The sequence below is a fragment of the Mycobacterium toneyamaense genome (assembly GCF_055384815.1).
Genome location: NZ_AP040333.1, coordinates 5,769,940 through 5,788,869 on the forward strand (window position 1 = coordinate 5,769,940; position 18,930 = coordinate 5,788,869).

General features: G+C 68.0%; 11 protein-coding genes. 1 reads left to right on the top strand and 10 read right to left on the bottom strand.

Annotated elements, in window-relative coordinates; all coding sequences use genetic code 11:
• Positions 1 to 5: 5 nt before the first annotated feature.
• The 10 genes from pks13 to glf form a co-directional block, all read right to left on the bottom strand.
• On the bottom strand, positions 6 to 5,480 hold the full coding sequence (gene pks13 / locus ACZ5IQ_RS27820) for a polyketide synthase Pks13 (RefSeq protein WP_464480552.1): 5,475 nt from the start codon (positions 5,478 to 5,480) through the stop codon (positions 6 to 8).
• A 45-nt stretch (positions 5,481 to 5,525) separates the two neighbouring features.
• Positions 5,526 to 7,409 (bottom strand): long-chain-fatty-acid--AMP ligase FadD32, encoded by a 1,884-nt coding sequence (gene fadD32, locus ACZ5IQ_RS27825; RefSeq protein WP_212807530.1) that lies wholly within the window; start codon positions 7,407 to 7,409, stop codon positions 5,526 to 5,528.
• Positions 7,410 to 7,628: 219 nt separating this feature from the next.
• The gene (gene culp6 / locus ACZ5IQ_RS27830) at positions 7,629 to 8,642 is read right to left on the bottom strand and encodes a carboxylesterase Culp6 (RefSeq protein WP_212807532.1); all 1,014 of its coding nucleotides are present in this window, start codon (positions 8,640 to 8,642) and stop codon (positions 7,629 to 7,631) included.
• Between the two features lie 114 nt (positions 8,643 to 8,756).
• Positions 8,757 to 9,626 (bottom strand): alpha/beta hydrolase-fold protein, encoded by an 870-nt coding sequence (locus ACZ5IQ_RS27835; RefSeq protein WP_406774526.1) that lies wholly within the window; start codon positions 9,624 to 9,626, stop codon positions 8,757 to 8,759.
• 243 nt (positions 9,627 to 9,869) lie between these two features.
• Positions 9,870 to 10,871, bottom strand: coding sequence for an esterase family protein (locus tag ACZ5IQ_RS27840; protein ID WP_133426184.1), 1,002 nt, complete (start codon positions 10,869 to 10,871; stop codon positions 9,870 to 9,872).
• A gap of 163 nt (positions 10,872 to 11,034) precedes the next feature.
• Positions 11,035 to 13,029 (bottom strand): terminal beta-(1->2)-arabinofuranosyltransferase, encoded by a 1,995-nt coding sequence (gene zomB / locus ACZ5IQ_RS27845; protein ID WP_371824498.1) that lies wholly within the window; start codon positions 13,027 to 13,029, stop codon positions 11,035 to 11,037.
• A complete protein-coding gene (locus ACZ5IQ_RS27850; RefSeq protein ID WP_212807536.1) occupies positions 13,026 to 13,940 on the bottom strand; it encodes a decaprenyl-phosphate phosphoribosyltransferase in 915 nt (304 codons plus the stop codon). Before ACZ5IQ_RS27850 ends, zomB begins: the two co-directional genes overlap by 4 nt.
• Positions 13,937 to 14,476 (bottom strand): phosphatase PAP2 family protein, encoded by a 540-nt coding sequence (locus ACZ5IQ_RS27855; protein WP_212814508.1) that lies wholly within the window; start codon positions 14,474 to 14,476, stop codon positions 13,937 to 13,939. Before ACZ5IQ_RS27855 ends, ACZ5IQ_RS27850 begins: the two co-directional genes overlap by 4 nt.
• 26 nt (positions 14,477 to 14,502) lie before the next feature.
• A complete protein-coding gene (locus ACZ5IQ_RS27860) occupies positions 14,503 to 16,452 on the bottom strand; it encodes a glycosyltransferase (RefSeq protein ID WP_212807538.1) in 1,950 nt (649 codons plus the stop codon).
• 5 nt (positions 16,453 to 16,457) lie between these two features.
• Positions 16,458 to 17,687, bottom strand: a complete 1,230-nt coding sequence (gene glf, locus ACZ5IQ_RS27865; RefSeq protein ID WP_212807540.1) for a UDP-galactopyranose mutase — start codon at positions 17,685 to 17,687, stop codon at positions 16,458 to 16,460.
• A 201-nt stretch (positions 17,688 to 17,888) separates the two neighbouring features.
• On the opposite strand from glf, the gene ACZ5IQ_RS27870 reads away from it, so the two are divergent.
• Positions 17,889 to 18,881 (top strand): hypothetical protein, encoded by a 993-nt coding sequence (locus tag ACZ5IQ_RS27870; RefSeq protein WP_212807542.1) that lies wholly within the window; start codon positions 17,889 to 17,891, stop codon positions 18,879 to 18,881.
• The last annotated feature ends 49 nt before the right edge of the window (positions 18,882 to 18,930 follow it).

The window sequence follows — 18,930 nt, forward strand, 5'->3', positions numbered from 1 at the left end:
TCCTACTACTTCCCGGCCTGGATCTGGTTGATGGCCTGGCTCATGTGCGCCCCGACCTTGGCAATGTACGGCTCGTCGATGGCCTGGATGTGCTCGCCGCCGATATTCACGACCTCGAGATCGGGCGCGAACTCGCCCCATCCGCCGTCGGGCTGACGGGTCGCGTACGCAGGTTCGAACACGATCGCGTCGTCGTGGTAACGGTCCGCCATGTAGAGCACGACGTGGCCGTCATACGGCTGGATGTCGATGGTGTCCAGCGCGCGGTTGTCGAGATACGACGTGCGCTGGTGCTCGATGATGCCGCCCGGGATCTGCACGCCGCTCTGCGCGACGATGTCCAGCACGAACTTCACCTGGCCCTCGTCGTCGAGCTTCTCCAGCTCCTCGTACGGAATCTCCGGAATCTCGACGTTGAAGGTGCGCTCGGCGAAGCGGGCATAGCGATCCCAGCGGGCTCGCATACCGGCCTGGCTCTTGTCGATCGGCGTGCCGGGTCGCACGCAGTCGATCAACCCGACGTACTGCACATCGGCACCGGCCTGCTTGAGCCCGATGGCGCACGCGTATGCCAGCGCCCCACCCAGCGACCAACCGGCCAGCACGAACGGGCCCTTGTGCATCTCCAGCAGCTTCGGCACGTACTCGGCGGCGCGCTCCTCGATGGAGCCTTCGACGCGTTCGATGCCGTAGACCGGGATGTCCTCGGGCAGGCGCTTCAACAGCGGCTCGTAGACCACCGTCGAGCCACCGGCCGGGTGGAAGACGAACAGGGGTACCTGCGACCCACCTTCTTTCGGTGCCCGCAGGGTGCGGACGAAGCCGTCCACCACGCCGTCTTCCAGCTGATCACGCACGATCGTGGACAGCTCTTCGATCGTCTTGGCCGTCCGCACCTGCTCGACCGTCACGATGCCCTCGGCGCGCTCGGAAAGCCGCTCGGACAGTTTGGTCGCGGTCGCGTCGTCGACGGCCGGCAGCTCGTTGAAGATGCCACCCGGTGACTTGCCGGTGACGATCGCCCACGTCGCGAAGGTGACGCGCTCAGCCGCATCGCGCGGCGGCACGTCGGCGCCGAGCGCCTCGGTGACCGCCTCCTGCGTGAGGACCTTGGCGGCAGCCGCCGCAGCGGTCGCCTGGCTCGGTCCGGCCGGTCCCGACGGGTTCGTCGGCGGCGGCGGGACGGCCGCCGGGCCGGCGGGGTTCGTCGGGGGCGGCGGAACCTCCAGCGCGACAGCGGAGTCCGTGGCGATCTCGGCCGCCGCCGGCTTGTCGTCGTCCTTGTCGGCCAGCGGGTGCCCGGCCTCGGCCAGCTTGGCCTCCAGCTCGGCGACCGTCGTCGCGCCACCCATCAATTCGGCCTGCGCGGCGGCGATCTCCTCGGCCGTCTGCCCCTTCTGTGCCTCGGCAAGCTGGCCGACCTCGTCGCGGTGCTCGATGGCGTAGTGGATCAGCTTCTCCACCGCGTACAGGTTGGCGTCACGCACCGCGGTCAGCTGGATCGGAGGCAGGTCGAAGTCGTACTCGACGCGGTTCTTGATCCGGACCGCCATCAGCGAGTCCAGACCCAGCTCGATCAGCGGCACCTCCCACGGCAGGTCCTCAGGCTCGTAGCCCATGGCGCCGCCGACGATGGCACCCAACCGGTCCGCGACGGTCTCGCCGGAATCCGGCGACCACTTCTTGAAACCGGCGGCCAGGCCGGCGCCCGCGGTCAGGTTGTCCTGCAGGATGGCGGCGTCGTCTTCGGGTTCCGGTGCGGCGGCGGCGGTTTCGGCCACTGATGCGCCGACGGCGGCCGGCAGGGCCGCACCACCCATGGCGACCGGCAGCGCCGCACCATCACCACCGCGGGTGACGACGGCGTCGTACACCAGGGTGAAGGACTCGCCCATGCGGGCGTGCACCTGCACCGTGCCGCCACCGGGGTGCCGGGTCAGCGTGGTGACCAAGCGCGCGCCCTCGCCCGGGATGGCGCGCTGCTCGTAAGCGGTCAGCGTGGCATCCGGAAGCACCTGTGTTGCAGCGGCTTTCACCAGCTTGCTCAGTGCAGCGGCGTCGACCTCGCCGCGCGGGGCGTACTCCCACACGTGCCGGCCGTCCGGGGTGGCGACGTGGCTGCCCGGCTCGATGGCCGAGCTGTCGGCGGTGAAGTTGGCGTCCAGCCAGTGCGGCTTGCGCTTGAAGCGCGTCGGCGGGATGGGCGCGTAATCGACGGCCGGGTCCTTGGCCGGCGAGAACAGCGTCCGGAAGTCCAGATCATGGCCGTGCACGAACAGCTGAGCCATGGCATTGGTCATGGAGTCGACCTCGTCCTGCTTGCGGGCGAGGGTCGGGATCAGCTGGCCATCGTGCAGGCCGGCCGACATGGTGGTGAGCCCAACCTGCATGAGCGCCACCGGGTTCGGGGCCAGCTCGAGGAACGTGGTGTGCCCGTTGTCGACGGCGGCGCGGATGCCGTGGGTGAAGTAGACGCTGTGCCGCAGTCCCTTCTTCCAGTACTCGACATCGTGGATCGGGTCACTGCCGGCACGCAGGAAGCTGCCTTCGTGGACGGTCGAGTAGTAGCCGGTTTCCAGTGGCCGCGGCTCGATGCCCTGGATCTCCGCCAGCAGCTCGCCGAGCAGCGGGTCCATCTGCTGCGTGTGGCTGGCGCCCTTGGTCTGCATCTTGCGGGCGAACTTGCCCTCGGCTTCGGCGCGGGCGATGATCGCGTCGACCTGCTCCGGCGGGCCGCCGATGACGGTCTGGGTCGGGGCGGCGTACACGCACACCTCGAGGCCCGGGAAGTCGGCGAAGACCGTCTTGATCTCCTCGGCCGAGTACTCGACCAGCGCCATCAGGCGGATGTACTCGCCGAACAGCATGGCCTCGCCCTCACCCATGAGGTGCGCGCGCGAGCAGATGGTGCGGGTGGCGTCGGCCAGCGACAGGCCACCGGAGAAGTAGGCGGCGGCCGCCTCACCGAGCGACTGACCAATCACCGCACCGGGCTTCGCGCCGTGGGCCTTCAGCAGCTCGCCGAGCGCGATCTGCAGCGCGAAGATCACCGTCTGGACGACCTCGATGGGGTATTCGCAGGTCTCGTTGGTGTAGTCGATGGCGTCGTCGAGGATCAGTTCGACGACGGAGTAGCCGCGCTCGTCCTGGATGTGCGCGTCGACCTTGTTGATCCACTCGGCGAAGATCGGATCGTTCAGGTACAGGCTCTTGCCCATCTTGCGGTGCTGCGCACCGAAACCGGCGAGCACCCACACCGGGCCGTTGGTGACCGGACCGTCGGCGGCGAGCACCAGTGGGCTCTGCTTGCCCTCGGCCAGCGACCGCAGACCCTTGACGGCTTCGTCGTGGTCGTGGGCGAGAATCACCGCGCGCGAACGCCCGTGGTTACGCCGGGACAGCGAGCGGCCGATCGACTCCAGCGAGTAGGACCGGCCCGTTTCACTGTCGATCCAGTCCGCCAGCTCAGCGGCGGCGGACTTCTTGCGCGAGGTCAGGAACCCCGAAACCGCAAGCGGGACAATGCGCTTGACCGGCTCGGCAGCCTCCAGTTCGGCGCGGCCGGCCTCGATCAGCTCCAGCGCCCGCTCGGTCAGGCCGGGGAGCTCGGGCTCGTCGTCGGTCCCGTAGCCGTAGAACTCGGCGTCACCACGAGAATCAAAGGAGTCGTCGCCGCTCTCTGAATCTCTTCGCGCAAGCGGCTCATCGGCGAACTCGCCGTACTCGTCCATCTTGACGCCACCGACGTAGACGGCGCCCGCATCCGAGGCCGGCTTCTCCTCGGCCACAACCTCTTTCGGCTCCGGCTCGACGAGGTCACTGGGCAGCACCTGACGCATGACGATGTGCGCGTTGGCGCCACCGAAACCGAAACCGGAGACACCGGCGATGGCGTGACCGCTGTAACGCGGCCAGTCCGACAGCTCGGCGTTGACCTTGAGGTGTTCCTTGTCGAAGTCGATGTACGGGTTGGGGCCCGCGTAGTTGATCGACGGCGGCAGCTTGTCGTGGTACAGCGCCAGCGTCATCTTCGCGACGCTGGCCGCACCGGCGGCCGACTCCAGGTGTCCCACATTGGATTTCACGGCGCCCAGCAGCGCCGGCTTGTCGGCGGCGCGGCCACGGCCCACGACGCGGCCGAGCGCGTCGGCCTCGATCGGGTCACCCAGGATGGTGCCGGTACCGTGCGCCTCGATGTAATCGACGGTCTTCGGGTCGACGCCGGCGTCCTTGTAGGCCTTGCGCAGCACCGCTTCCTGCGCGTCGGGGTTCGGGGCCAGCATGCCGTTGGAGCGGCCGTCGTGGTTGATGGCCGAACCGGTGATCACCGCGAGGATCTCGTCACCGTCGCGACGGGCGTCGGCGACGCGCTTGAGCACGACCATGCCGCCACCCTCGGAACGGGCGTAGCCGTCGGCATCGGAGCTGAACGACTTGATGCGGCCGTCCGGCGCCAGGACGCCGCCGACCTCGTCGAAGCCGACCGTCACCATCGGGGTCACCAGGGCGTTGACACCACCGGCGACGACGACGCTGGCCTCACCCGAGCGCAGCGCCTTGACGCCCTCGTGGATCGCGACCAGCGACGACGAACACGCGGTGTCGATGGCCATCGACGGCCCGCGGAAGTCGAAGAAGTACGACACCCGGTTGGCGATGATGGAGCTCGCGGTGCCGGTGATGGCGTACGGGTGCGTGATCGACGGGTCGGACACCGACAGGAAGCTGTAGTCGTTGGTCGAGCTACCGACGAACACGCCTACCGACTCGCCGCGCAGCGACGACGCCGGGATACGGGCGAACTCCAGTGCCTCCCAGGTCAATTCGAGCGCCATCCGCTGCTGCGGATCGATGTTGTCGGCTTCCATCTTGGCCAGCGCGAAGAACTCGGCGTCGAAGCCCTTGATGTCCGACAGGTAGCCGCCGCGGGTGCGGGCCTTGGCCACGCGCTCGGCGATCCGGGGCTCGGACAGGAACTCTTCCCAGCGGCCCTCGGGCAGGTCGGTGATGGCGTCGCGGCCTTCGACCAGCGCCCGCCACATCTCGTCGGGCGTGTTCATGTCACCCGGGAAGCGGGTGGCCAGGCCGACAATCGCGATGTTCATCGCGTCGTCGTCGGCGTCGCGGGACCAGTCCTCGGCGTTCGCGGCGTCCGTGTCTTCCTCGGGCTCGCCCTCGACGATGACCTGCGCCAGCGACTCGATGGTCGGGTGCCGGAACGCCACCGTGGCGGTCAGCGTGACACCGGTGAGGTCCTCGATATCGGACGCCATGGCGACCGCGTCGCGCGACGCCAGGCCGAGCTCGACCATCGGCACCGACTCGTTGATGGAGTCCGCCGGCTGACCGGTGGCATTGGCCACCCAGTTGCGCAGCCACTCCCGCATCTCCGGCACGGACATGCCGTTAGCCCGAGCGGGAACCTGCCCCTCCTGCGGCGAAGTGTCGATTTCGTTCGAATTGTCTTCGGTGTCAGTCATTTTCACTGTTCACTTTCGCCGCCGGACAGGGTTGCCGGGTGTGGGTCAGTTCAGATCGTCGGGGAAGGCGTTGGCCACCTTGCCGCTGCGCAGCGTGCCGTCCAGGTACGCCGCACGGGTGGCCCGGCGGCCGATCTTGCCGCTGGAGGTGCGCGGGATGGCGCCGGCCGCGGTCAGCAGCACGTCGCGCACGGTGACGCCGTGACGGACCGCGATGGCGGCCCGGATGTCGTCGACGATCGGCTGCGGTTCGAGCTTGTGCGCGCCCGGGGCCCGCTCGGCGACGATGACCAGCTGCTCGGAGCTGTCGTCGGGATCGCGCTTGAGGCCCGAGTGGGCGTCGGCGAAGACCTCGTCGGGCAGCTGGTTGGCCGGCACCGAGAACGCCGCGACGTAACCGACGCGCAACGCCTTGCTGGCCTCCTGCGCCGAGTACTCGAGGTCCTGCGGGTAGTGGTTACGGCCGTCGATGATCACCAGGTCCTTGACGCGGCCGGTGATGTACAGCTCGCCGTCGTGGTAGGCGCCGTAGTCGCCGGTGCGCACCCAGGTGGCGTCGTCGGCCGCGCCCTCGGCGTGCGACGGGCTGGTGCGCGACTTGAGGGTGTTCTGGAACGTCTCGACGGTCTCCTCGGGCTTGCCCCAGTAGCCGGTGCCCATGTTGGCGCCGCTGATCCAGATCTCGCCGATCTGGCCGTCGGGCAGCTCGGTGGCGGTCTCGGCGTCCACGATGACGGCCCATTCGTCGACACCGACCTTGCCGGCGCCGGCCTGGGCGACAGCCTTCGGCGAGTCGTCCGGAACCACCACGAAGGTGCCGGTGTTGAGGGCGTCGCGATCCACCGACACGATGGTCGGCTCGTCGGCCGACGGCGTGGTCGACACGAACAGCGTCGCCTCGGCCAGGCCGTAGGACGGCTTGATGGCCTTGGCGGGGAAGCCGAACGGACCGAAGGCCTCGTTGAACCGCCGCACCGTCGCCGCCGAAATCGGCTCGCTGCCGTTCAGCACGGCCTTGACGTTGGAGAGGTCGATCTTCTCCTTGGGCACGCCACGGGCGGCGGCGTGGTCGAACGCGAAGTTCGGGGCCACGGAGATGGTGCCGCCGGTGTCGCCTTCCTTGCGGGCGAGCTCACGGATCCAGCGCTCCGGCCGACGCACGAAGGCCGCCGGGGTCATGAACGTGAAGCTGTGGCCGATCATCGGCGCGAGCAGCGCGGTGATCAGGCCCATGTCGTGGAAGAACGGCAGCCAGGACAGGCCGCGGTCGCCCTCTTCGCCCTCGAGGGCCTCGACGACCTGCACCACGTTGGTGGCCAGGTTCAGGTGGGTGATCTGCACGCCCGTCGGGATGCGGGTCGAACCCGACGTGTACTGCAGGTAGGCGATGGTGTGCTCGTCGACGTCGTCGAATGGGATCCAGGTGACGGCGACCTCGTCCGGCACGGCGTCGACGGCGATGACACGCGGACGTTCATTGGCCGGGCGGCTGCGGAAGAACTTGCGGACGCCTTCGGCGGCGGCGGTCGTGGTCAGGATGGCCGACGGCTTGCAGTCGTCGAGCACGGCGTGCAGGCGGCCGACGTGGCCGGGCTCCGACGGATCGAACAGCGGCACGGCGATGCGGCCGGAGTACAGGACGCCGTAGAACGCCACGAGGTATTCGAGGTTCTGCGGGCACAGGATTGCGACGCGGTCGCCCACCTGGGTCACCTGTTGCAGCCGCGCGGCCACGGCTTTGTTGCGCGCGCTGAACTGCGACCAGGTCAGGTCTTTGGCCTCGCCGTCACGCTCCGTGGAGAAGTCCAGGAACCGGAACGCGAGCCGGTCCCCACGGACCTTCGCCCAGCGCTCGACGTGCTTCACGATGCCGGCGCCGTCCGGGAAGGTGATCTTCCCGTTCTTGACGAACGGGTTGTGGAACGCCATCAAAATCTCCTGTTCACAGCCTGCCGCGCTGGTTACGTCGTATGCGGCCAGTCACGCCAAATCCCGGCAAATGGTACCGGGCAGTAGCGATATGCCACCCCAAGATGCCCAGTCAATGATAAGACCGTGCTCTTAGCTATCTCTTAATGTTAGGTGACGCGAATTCGCAGGCCAAATCGCCCCACCGGTTTTGTACTCGCCAGTAGCCAACAAGTGATGTCAGCCGTGTTTGGGGTGCGGCGCGTTGTCGACGAGGTCCTTGGCCCAGTTCAGCGTCCACTGTGTGGAGGTCTGGCCGTCGAGCGTCCAGAACTGCGGCGTGTTGTACAGCGCGTGCACCGGTCCCGCGGCGCTGCCCGACAGCGTGGCGAGCGTGCTGGGCAGGTTGACGACGTTGAACGCCTCGGTCGGCGCGGCGCAGATCAGGTCGCCCTTTCCGCAGATCTCGTTGACCCGGTCGTTGAGCGCACCGAAGCCGCCGACGCGCGGTCCCGTCATGTTCAGCCCGAGCATGCCGAGCGGCAGTTCGTGCAGCGTGATCTCGGCGCCCTGTCCCGGCGGGTTCGGACCGATGTCCTTGCCGACATTGGGCTGGCGCCGGCCGTCGGCGATCAACGTCACGCCGAGCACGAGGTCCTGGTCGATGGGACCGCGGCCGTTGCCGATGTCACTGGCGATGTCGCCGGCGATCACCGCGCCCTGTGAGAAGCCGATGATGACGAAGCTCGTCAGCGGGCAGCGGTTGTTGATGTCCGTGATGGCTTCGACGGCCTTCTTCTTGCCCTCTTCGCGGCTGTCGTTGTACGACATCTGATTGTCCGCGGCCAGCGGGTTATGGAACTGCGCGGTGTAGGGCACCGTGTACTGCGCCAACCGGTCGGCACCGAACTGCTGGCCGAGCGGGTTGCTGACGTTCAGCAGCAGCGCGATCGGGAACGACGGCGTCGGGTTCAGCGGGTCGAGCGCCCGTGAGGACTCCCAGGTGCCCGGGATCGAGATCAGCTGCACATCGGGGCAGTCGGCCGACTGGTACGCCGGCCGCGGCTTGGACGGCTTCGCGCTGGGACCGGACGTCGGCGGCTGCGCCGAGGGCGGCGTCGGCCCCGGGATCTCACCGGGCTGACGCAGCCACACCACGATCGCGAACGCGACCACGATGACCAGCAGTGCCACCGCACCCGCCGCGGCAATGGCGAGGATGCGATGGCGGCGGCGGCGATTGTTGGTGGCCATGTGGTGTGAGGTCTCCTGCGGGCTGAATCAAGCGGTTGCCATCCGAATCTAGTCAGCAGGCGTCACGGACTGGTCACGCCGGCGCGTTCCGTCGGCAAGATCACTCCGGTTGGGCTAGCGGATGACGCTCACCAGTTCGCCCGACATGGCACCGAGCTGACCACTCCAGCTGCCCCAGTCGTGCTGCGGGCCGTCGGGGAAGTCGAAGTGCCCGTTGTGGCCGCCCACGCTGCGGTAATGCGCGTAGAAGGCGCGGTTGCTGCCCTGCGCCTGGTCGCAGTAACCGATCATCGCGGCCGGGTCACTGCAGGTGACCGTCGACGGGCTGAACACCCAGATCCGGGTGTTGTTCTGGTTCAGCAGGCTCACGTGCACATCCGGGTCGTGCCACTTCCAGCGGCCCAGCTGCGGGGCGCCCCACATGCCGTAGGTGTCCACGCCGCCGAACTCACGCATGCCGGCGGTGATGGCGCCGTTGAACGTCGTCGCCGACGGGGTCAGGAAGCCCGACAGCGAGCCCGCGAAGCGGAACCGGTCCGGGTGGAACTCGGCCAGCGTCAGGGCCGCGGTGCCGCCCTGGGCCGCGCCGACGACGCCGTGGCCGTTGGGGGCCAGGCCCTTGGTGGCGGCCAGATAGTCCGGCAGCTCCTGGCTCAGGAACGTCTCCCACTGCTTGCTGCCGTCCTGCTCCCAGTTGGTGTAGAAGCTGAACGCGCCGCCGGCCGGGGCGACCACCGAGATGCCCTTACCGGCGAGGGTGCCCATGGCGTTGCCCGCGGTGACCCAGTTGCTCACATCCGGGCCGGCGTTGAAGGCATCGAGCAGATAGACCGCGTGCGGGCCACCGGCCTGGAACGTCACCGGGATGTCGCGGCCCATCGCGGCCGAGGGCACCATCAACGTCTCGACACCCGCGGCGCGGGCCGTTCCGGTGCCCGTCAGGAGGCCGCCGGCGAGCACTACCGCCGCCGCCGTCGCGGCCATCGTCCGGAACATTGCCTGCAGCCCCATAACCAACCTCACCTGTCGTGATCGTCGAGCGTCCTGAACCCGCGTTGTAGTGAACCACATCACCTCGACGGCTGTCCCGGACAAAGGGAGGGAACGTTGCCAGCGGATGGGGTGATGTTCGGCTACGCCGCCGTAAACGACTGGCGGCGACGACCCGTCAAGGTCGCCGCCGCCAGTGCGAGTTGTTGCCAGAGGATTTACCTCAGGATGAGCGTGTTACGCCTGTCCCGAAGCACCCAGCACACGCTGCAGGTCAGGCTTCATGGCCTGCAGCTGCTGGCCCCAGTAGCCCCAGTCGTGGGTGCCGCTGTTGGGGAAGTTGAACACACCGTTGGTGCCACCGGCAGCCAGGTAGGTCTGCTGGAAGGTGCGGTTGGTGCGGATGGTCAGGCCCTCCAGGAACTTGGCCGGCACGTTGTCGCCGCCCAGGTCGCTCGGGTTGCCGTCGCCGCAGTAGACCCACAGACGGGTGTTGTTCGCCACCAGGGTGCCGATGTTCACGAACGGGTCGTTGCGCTTCCAGGCGTTGTTCGGGTCGCCAGTGGAGCCCCACATGTCGTCGGCCTTGTAGCCGCCGGCGTCACCCATCGAGATGTTGACCAGGAACGGCCACCAGCCCTCGGACAGGTTCAGGAAGCCCGACATCGAGCCCGCGTAGATGAACTGCTGCGGGTGGTAGATGGCGAGGGTCATCGCGGCCGAGCCGGCCATCGACAGACCGACAGCAGCGCCACCGGTCGGCTTGACCGACTTGTTGGCCTGCAGGTAAGCGGGCAGCTCCTGGGTCAGGAAGGTCTCCCACTTGTAGGTCTGGCAGCCCGACTTGCCGCACGCCGGCTTGTACCAGTCGCTGTAGAAGCTGGACTGGCCACCGACGGGCATGACCATCGAGATGCCCGAGCCGTTGTACCACTCGAAGGCGGCGGTGTTGATGTCCCAGCCGTTGTAGTCGTCCTGCGCACGCAGACCGTCCAGCATGTACACGGCCGGCGAGCCCGCGCCACCACTCTGGAACTGGATCTTGATGTCGCGACCCATGGCCGCGGACGGAACCTGCAGGTACTCAACCGGCAGACCGGGACGCGAGAAAGCCCCTGCAGTCGCCGTTTCACCGACGACCCCGACAAGACCGGGCAGCGCTGCCGCGGCAACGGCCGCAACCGCCATCCGGCGCGGCATGGCCTTGGCCATCGACCGCATCTTCCCAACGAAACTCATACCGCTCCCTAATCTTTCCTATGACGGCGTACGGACAACCCTCATCACCGCCTCTGCCGTTGAGGTGACGATCAGGCCGGGCGCACACGCCCGAGTGGTTATCGCCGCATGGTTCCCCGGCGTTACCTACGCTTCAGACCGTGCCAGCGCTCATGCGCTGAAACTACGGACCGGTAGCCGGTAAGCCAGTGTAAGGGGTCGACAGCCTCGGAGGCACATCGAGCTTGCACCTGTACAACTCGTATAACGGCACGCGATCGATCCGGTAACGCGTAAATGTGAACGCGTGTACCAGATTTGACATGAAGCGGTGAACGCCCATCGGGGCGCGCACCGAGCTCAGCATCGTCTCGGTCTCCGGGCATGTCAGCGCGACCGCTGCTTGGGCCACCCAGTCCTCGTCGAGATACGTCGGAATCCACGGGCGCTTGCGCAGGAACGGCCCCTCGGCCACCGCCCAGTCCGGGAACAGATCCTTGTCGTGACCGATGCGCGCGTCGTCCAGCCGTGCCGTGTGCGCGGCCAGCGGGTTGGCCAGCCCGATCTGGTCGATCACCCGGACCTCGAGCGGCAGGTTCATGCCCATCATGCCCAGGTTGGTGAAAAAGACTGTGTGTGGACCTTTTTCGAACCAGTTCGGCGGCGGCGGCGACGTCGGGTCCGGAACCGGCGGCGGCATGGCCGGAACCACGTCCCACTGGTCGTAGTTGCCCGACGGCAGCAGCAGCGCACCGACCGGGGTGTTGTCGATGGCCGCCAGCACCGCTCGCATGCGCGGGTAGTCCAGGTAGTCCGCGGCCGTCAGCGGATGCGCATGCCCGGTGGCCTGCGAATAGAAGCGCCGTTCGTCGACGATTCCCGAGTAGGTCACGCGGGTGGCGTCGTATCCGAGGCCCGGCGAGTTGGCCGCCCACAGCGACCAGCCGACCACCGCCAGCCACAGGGCCGCCGTCGTGCCGGCCAGCGCGTAGCCGACCTCGCGGGCGATGTTCTTGCCGTCGGGAAGCACGATCGGAATCACCGCAACCGGGATGACCAGGCAGAACAGCGGAACCAGCAACACCCGGCCGTGCATGAAGTCGCCGCCCTGACGCAGCCAGTACAGCCCCTGCACCAGGCCGCTGCCGGCCATGAAAATCACTACGGCAGTGGGACTTTGAACCCGGCGGGCCAGCGAGCTGTAGCCGCGCGGGGCCGTCTGGCCCCACCAGGGCCGGCTGTGAGTGACGAACAACACAATCGCCAGCGCCACGGTCAGCACCGCGGGGATCCACAACAGGTAGGGCCGGTTGAAGTTGCCGAGGTAGACGAACCCCTGCTGCCACTTGGAGCCGGTGGCGTCCTTGGCCAGCGCGGTGATGGGCACCAACAGGCCGTAGTAGCCCATCCGGAAGATCTCGTAGGCGATCGGGAGCAGGCCGCCGGCCACCACGATGACGAGGCGGCGGCGCCGGCCCCGGGCCGCGACCAGTTGCATGACGAGGGCCACCCCGCCGATCAGGGCGAGTTCGGGCCGCACCAGGACCGACAGGCCGGCCAGACAGGCCAGGGCGCCGTCGAACCGGGCGCTGGTGGCGTTGGCATCGGCTTCGCGGGCCTCGGGCGGGGCCACGGCCAAGGCCTGCGACCAGCACACCATCATCCACCAGAGCAGCCCCAGGTAGGCCATGATCAGGCCGTTCTCCAGGCCCGACGTCGCGAAGTCACGCGCCGGCGGCACGGCCATGTAGACGAGGGCGCCGGCCGGCACCAACAGCGCGCGACGCCCCCGCAGTCCGGGGGCGTACAGCCGGCCGGTGCCGAGCATCGCGAAGACCAGGCCCGCCACGCTCAGCGTCAGCGCCAATGCCAGGACCACGTACTCGAGCTGCACCGAGCCGCCGATCCAGGCCCCGAGGGTGACCAGATAGGTCCACAGCGTCGACGTGTTGGACTCGACGCGCTCACCGACGTTGAAGACGGGACCGTTGCCGGCCAACAGGTTTCGCACCGTACGCAGCACGATGAGGCCGTCGTCCGCGATCCACCGGCGCTGCCAGGCGCCCCAGCCGAACAACGCGGCAGACACCGCGACGCTCAACCACAGGCTGATCCGCGCGGCCCGGCCATACGGGAAGACCGGCCCGCGCAGCAATTGCCGAGCGGGCGAGTCGATCACCGGACCAGTCCGGGCAGAATCGCGGCGACCAGCGTGGCGACCAGGGCGACGCCCAGCAGCTGCAACACGCGGTCGTTCAGCACGATCTCCTCGGGTTCACCCGCTGCTCCGCTGTCGACATCGACGGCGTAGCGCAGGATCGCGACGGTGAACGGCACCATCGACACGGCGAACCACGGGCCCTTGTTGCCCTCGAAGGCCCACAGGCCGTAGCAGAGCACCACGGCCGTCGCCGACAGCGTCCAGACGAACCGCAGGTAGCTGCTGGTGTAGGACTCCAGCGCCTTACGGATCTTGGCGCCGGTGCGTTCGGCGAGTTGCAGTTCGGCGTAACGCTTTCCGGCCGACATGAACAGCGAGCCGAACGCGAACACCAGCAGGAACCACTTGGACAGCGGGATGCCGGCGGCCGCGCCACCGGCGATGGCGCGGATCAGGAATCCCGACGAATTGATGCAGATGTCCAGCACCGCTTGATGTTTCAGACCGAAGCAGTAAGCCAGCTGCGTCGCGAGATACACCGCCATGACGATCGCCAGGCTGGGCGTGAGCCACCACGAGATGGCCAGCGAGCCGACACCGAGCACGACGGCCAGCGAGTAGGCCAGCTGTACCGAGACGACACCGGCGGCGATGGGCCGGTATTGCTTGGTCGGGTGGACCCGGTCGGCCTCGACGTCACGGGCATCGTTGATGAGGTAGATACACGACGCGGCCATACAGAACACCACGAACGCGACACCGACGGCCTTGAAAACCTCGCTGTAGCTGTAGTGGGCCCCGACGCCGAGCGACGCCAGCGGTGCGGCCAGAACCAGGACGTTCTTCACCCATTGCCGCGGCCGCAGCGCCTTGACGATGCCGGCGGCCAGATTCTTCGGCGGCCCCAGCTCCTGCGTCTGTTCGGTCATACCCCAGCCTTCGGTTCGCGCTTGGCAGTTCGCTCCGAAACCGCCCCGACTGATTCGGCGACCACGGTTCCCACCACGACACCGGTGAGCACATCACTGGGGTAGTGCACGCCGAGAACCAAGCGGGACAACGCCATCGGCGGTACCAGGAACCACGGCAGCGACAGGCCCGTGGCCCGGCCGATCAGGATCGCGGCGGCGGTCGTCGACGTCGCATGCGCCGACGGGAAGCTCAGCCGGCTCGGGGTGCCGACGTTGACGGCGATGGCCGGGTGCTGCGGGCGTTCGCGCTTCACCACCCGCTTGATCAGGACGGCGGCCGCATGGGCGAGGAACGTGCCGACACCGGCCGTCACCCAGGCCCGGCGGCGCTGCGGCTGCAGCAGCGCGCCCAGACCGCACACGGCGAACCAGCCCAGGCTGTGCTCACCGAAGTACGACAGCGCCCGGGCGCCGGCAAGGACGCCGGGACGACCGGTCAGCGCGGACTGGACACCGACCAGGATGGCGTCCTCGCCGCGCGGCGCACTGGCGATGGCATCACCCTCGATACCTTCGAGGCTCACCGGGCACCAGCCGACTCGGGCTGGGAGGCCAGCAGCACGGTCTCCCACTTTTCCTTGCTCGTCAGCTCCGGCAGGGCGTTGCGGTACACCTTCCGCATGCGGTTGAACTTGCGGACCAGCAGCGCCTGACGCTTGAGCGACTCACGCAGCAACTCGAACATCTTCTCGCGGTCGCGCTGGCGGTAGACGACACCGCGGCCGTCGGCGGTGGTGACGGTGACACCGTCGACCATGCACAGCGAGAACCAGCGGGCATCCTGCGTCGCGACGTTGATCTGCGGCCGCACATGGTGTTCCGGGTCGTGCGGCTTGAGCTGGTTCACGACGCCGCGGGTGAGCCGGACCGCGATGGCGGGCAAGCTGGTGGGAATCTTGACCTTGCGGCGCCACTTCTTGTCCGACGGCGCGGGCAACGAGGTCGCGCTCTCCAGCACCACCGCGTCCGGGTACTCGGCACGCATGGCGCGCACCTCGGGCAGCGCGGACTCGAGGATGGTGAACAGGTTGTCCGGCCCGGCGAGGAAGTCGTCCATCGCCCGGTTCTGGATGGCCACCGTCGAATACTCAAGGCACAGAAGGTGTTTCATGGTCGCCTTGAAGTGGCTCGCCACCAGGCCACGGATGTTGCCGTCCCAGTGCAGCGCCGCCACGACGAGGCGGTTGCGCAGGTGGAAGTACGCCTGCCAGTCGATGGCGTCGTCCTTGTCGCTCCACGCCATGTGCCAGATCGCCGCCCCCGGCAGGGTCACCGTCGGGTAGCCGTGCTCGCCGGCACGCAGGCCGTAGTCTGCGTCGTCCCACTTGATGAACAGCGGCAGCGGCTGACCGAGTTCCTCGGCCACCGCGCGCGGGATCATGCACATCCACCAGCCGTTGTAATCGACGTCGATGCGGCGGTGCAGGATCCGGCTGCGGTACTCCTCCTCGTCGGCGAGGGGGTACTTCGCGAAGTTGTGGTCGTACTCGGCGTTGATGGCGTGCGTCCACATGAAGTTCGCCGAATCGACCATCTCGCCCATGACGTGCAGGTGCGAGGGTTCCTGCAGGTTGAGCATCTGGCCGCCGACCAGGGTCGGCGTCTTGGCGAACCGGTTGAACGCCAGCGCCCGCAGGATCGAGTCGGGCTCGACGCGGATGTCGTCGTCCATGAACAGAATCTGTTCGCAGTCAGTGTGTTTCAGCGCTTCGTACATGACGCGGCTGTAGCCGCCGGAGCCACCGAGGTTCGGCTGGTTGTGGATGGCCAGCCGGTCGGCCAGCGGCGCCGCGGCCGCCGCGAAGTCGGGGTGGTCCTTGACCTTGTTGGCGCCCTGATCGGACACGACGACCGCACCGATCACCTTGTCCACCAACGGATCCGACGTCAGCGCCGCGAGGGCGTTGACGGCGTCCGCCGGGCGGTTGAAGGTCGGGATACCGACGGTGATGTTCGCGCGGCCCGGCGCTTCCACGGGGGCGTACCACCCGGCGTTGTGCACCGTCACCGCGCTGTCGGTGGTGATGTCGAACCAGATCCAGCCGCCGTCCTCGAACGGCTCCAGGCCGATCTCGAACTCGACCACCGCCGGGAGGCCGTCCTCACCACTGGCGATCTCGCTGCCGCCCACGGTGATTCGCGCGCCGGTCGCCTTCGACCGGTAGACGTCGACACGGGCGCTGCCGGTCAGCTCGACGCGCAGCACCACCGACGTCAGGATCGTCCAGCGCCGCCAGTAGCTGGCCGGGAACGCGTTGAAGTAGGTGGCGAACGAAACCTCGGACTCCCCACCGATTTCCAGGGTGGTGCGGGTCGGGGCGTGCGCGCGCCGGGCGTTGGTGGACGACTCCTCGATGTACAGCTTGCGGACGTCGAGGGGCTCACCCGGACGGGGCAGGATGACCCGCGACAGCAGGCTCACCGCACGGGACTCTCCCGACGCCAGTGCGCCGGATGGGATGTCGCTCATGGTCTTCAGCTACTTTCTGCACCGGCGAGTGCCACGCCGTCACGAAGATGCGGCATCAGCACGTTGTCGTACATGTTCAGCGCACTGGCGATGGCCATGTGCATGTCGAGGTACTGATAGGTGCCCAACCGGCCCCCGAACAGCACCCGGTTCTCCTCGGTTTCGGCCTTGGCCCTGGCGCGGTAGGCCGCCAGGATCGCGCGATCCGAATCGGTGTTGATCGGGTAGTACGGCTCATCGTCGTCGTTGGCGAAGCGCGAGTACTCCCGCATGATGACGGTCTTGTCGGTCGGGTAATCCCGCTCGGGGTGGAAGTGCCGGAACTCGTGGATGCGGGTGAAGGGCACGTCGGGATCGTTGTAGTTCATGACGGGCGTGCCCTGGAAGTCCCCGATGGGCAGCACTTCCATCTCGAAGTCCAGGGTGCGCCAGCCCAGCCGCCCCTCGGAGTAGTCGAAGTAGCGGTCGAGCGGGCCGGTGTACAACACCGGCGCGTCGGGGTTCTCGGCCCGCAGCCGGTCGCGCACGTCGAACCAGTCGGTGTTCAGCACCACGTCGATGCGCTCGTCGGCGGCCATGTTCTCCAGCCAGGCGGTGTACCCGTCGACCGGCAGACCCTCGTAGGTGTCGTTGAAGTAGCGGTTGTCGAAGTTGTAGCGCACCGGCAGGCGGCTGATGATCGACGCGGGCAGATCCTTGGGATCGGTCTGCCACTGCTTGGCGGTGTAGCCCTTGACGAAGGCCTCGTAGAGCGGCCGGCCGATCAGCGAGATGGCCTTCTCTTCGAGGTTCTGCGCGTCGTCGGTGTTGATCTCGGCGGATTGCTCGGCGATCAGGGCGCGGGCCTCGTCCGGGCTGAAGTAGCGCCCGAAGAACTGCGACACCAGACCCAGCCCCATCGGGAACTGGTAGGCCTGGCCGTCGTACATGGCAAAGACGCGGTGCTGGTAGCCGGTGAAGTCGGTGAACTGCCGCACGTAGTCCCACACCCGCTGATTGGAGTTGTGGAACAGGTGCGCGCCGTACTTGTGCACCTCGATGCCGGTTTCGGGCTCGGCCTCGGAATAGGCGTTGCCGCCCAGGTGGTGACGGCGCTCGACGACCAGCACCCGCTTGTCGAGTTGGGTTGCCGCGCGCTCGGCAATCGTCAGTCCGAAGAATCCGGAGCCGACGACGATGAGGTCATAAGGGCCGGAGGACTGGGTCGCAGCGCCCCGGGAATCAGCGGAGGTCATCGGCGTTCAGGGTATCCGACAGAGGCCGTTCGGCCCGAAAACACCCGGTCGGGTCGGGCAGTGCGCGGGCCGGTCGCAATTCGCTCACGATTCCGCATCGTCACTCTAATCCCACTAATCACAGCTTTAACATCGATTGCGTCAGTACCGACGACTCAGCAAGCCAGCTCGAGCCGTACCCCACAGATTGAGGAGACTTCCGTGCCTAACCGACGTCGACGCAAGCTCTCGACAGCCATGAGCGCAGTCGCCGCCGTGGCCGTCGCAAGTCCGATCGCACTCGTGGCGGTCGCCGAGATGACCCCGGCAAACCCGACACCGCAGCACCGGGAATTCGTCCAGGCCGCGCTCGTGACCGACCTGCCCAACGAGGTCATGTCCGCGCTGTCGCAGGGCCTGTCCCAGTTCGGCGTCAACCTGCCGAACCTCATGGGCGGAGCCGCGAGCTCCCCCAGCCCGCTGACCGGTGGCCTGACCCCGCAGACCGGCCTGACCCCCGGCCTCGGTACCAGCCCCAGCCTGGGCACCACCCCCGGCCTGACCCCGCCGGCCGGCCTCACCCCGGCGGGTGGGCTCACTCCGCCGGCCGGTCTGACCCCGGGCCTGGGCACCACCCCGTCGACCGGGCTGACCGCGCCTGGCCTGACCCCGCCGACCGGGGCGACCGCACCCGGCCTGACCCCGCCGACCGGCCTGGGCGCCACCAGCCCGTCATCGCTGACCCCGGGCCTGGGCGCCCTGCCCAGCGCGGGTCTGACGACCCAGGGCGCGACCCTCCCGAGCGTGAGCACGCCCGGGTTGACCGCTCCCGGCCTGAACGCCACGGGTCTGACGACGCCGTCGATCAGCGCGAGCCCGGCGGGCCTCGGCACCGCAGGCATGCCCATGACCGATCCCAACGCGAGCCTGGGCCTCGGCCCGGGCCAGGGCCTCGGTGGCAGCTACCCCATCCTCGGCGACCCGTCGGTCGGCCTGGGTGGCGGTGACGGCCTCGGCCTCGGCGCGGCGCCGAGCAGCGGTGGCGGCGGGCTGATCAGCGACCTGACCAGCGCGGCCAACCAGCTGGGTGCGACGCAGGCGATCGACCTGCTGAAGGGCATGGTCGTGCCGGCCATCACGTCAGCGGTGAAGTCCGCCCAGGCCGCCCCCGCGGCAGCCGCTGCGGCCGCACCGGCACTGCCGGCCCCCGCGTGACATCTGTCATACACAACTGAAGACCTGTAACCGAGACGGCACCGCAGAA

Coding starts and splice junctions, on each gene's coding strand:
- pks13 (WP_464480552.1), bottom strand. CDS start 5,480: ATGACTGACACCGAAGACAATTCGAACGAAATCGACACTTCGCCGCAG.
- fadD32 (WP_212807530.1), bottom strand. CDS start 7,409: ATGGCGTTCCACAACCCGTTCGTCAAGAACGGGAAGATCACCTTCCCG.
- culp6 (WP_212807532.1), bottom strand. CDS start 8,642: ATGGCCACCAACAATCGCCGCCGCCGCCATCGCATCCTCGCCATTGCC.
- ACZ5IQ_RS27835 (WP_406774526.1), bottom strand. CDS start 9,626: ATGGCCGCGACGGCGGCGGCGGTAGTGCTCGCCGGCGGCCTCCTGACG.
- ACZ5IQ_RS27840 (WP_133426184.1), bottom strand. CDS start 10,871: ATGAGTTTCGTTGGGAAGATGCGGTCGATGGCCAAGGCCATGCCGCGC.
- ACZ5IQ_RS27850 (WP_212807536.1), bottom strand. CDS start 13,940: ATGACCGAACAGACGCAGGAGCTGGGGCCGCCGAAGAATCTGGCCGCC.
- ACZ5IQ_RS27860 (WP_212807538.1), bottom strand. CDS start 16,452: ATGAGCGACATCCCATCCGGCGCACTGGCGTCGGGAGAGTCCCGTGCG.
- glf (WP_212807540.1), bottom strand. CDS start 17,687: ATGACCTCCGCTGATTCCCGGGGCGCTGCGACCCAGTCCTCCGGCCCT.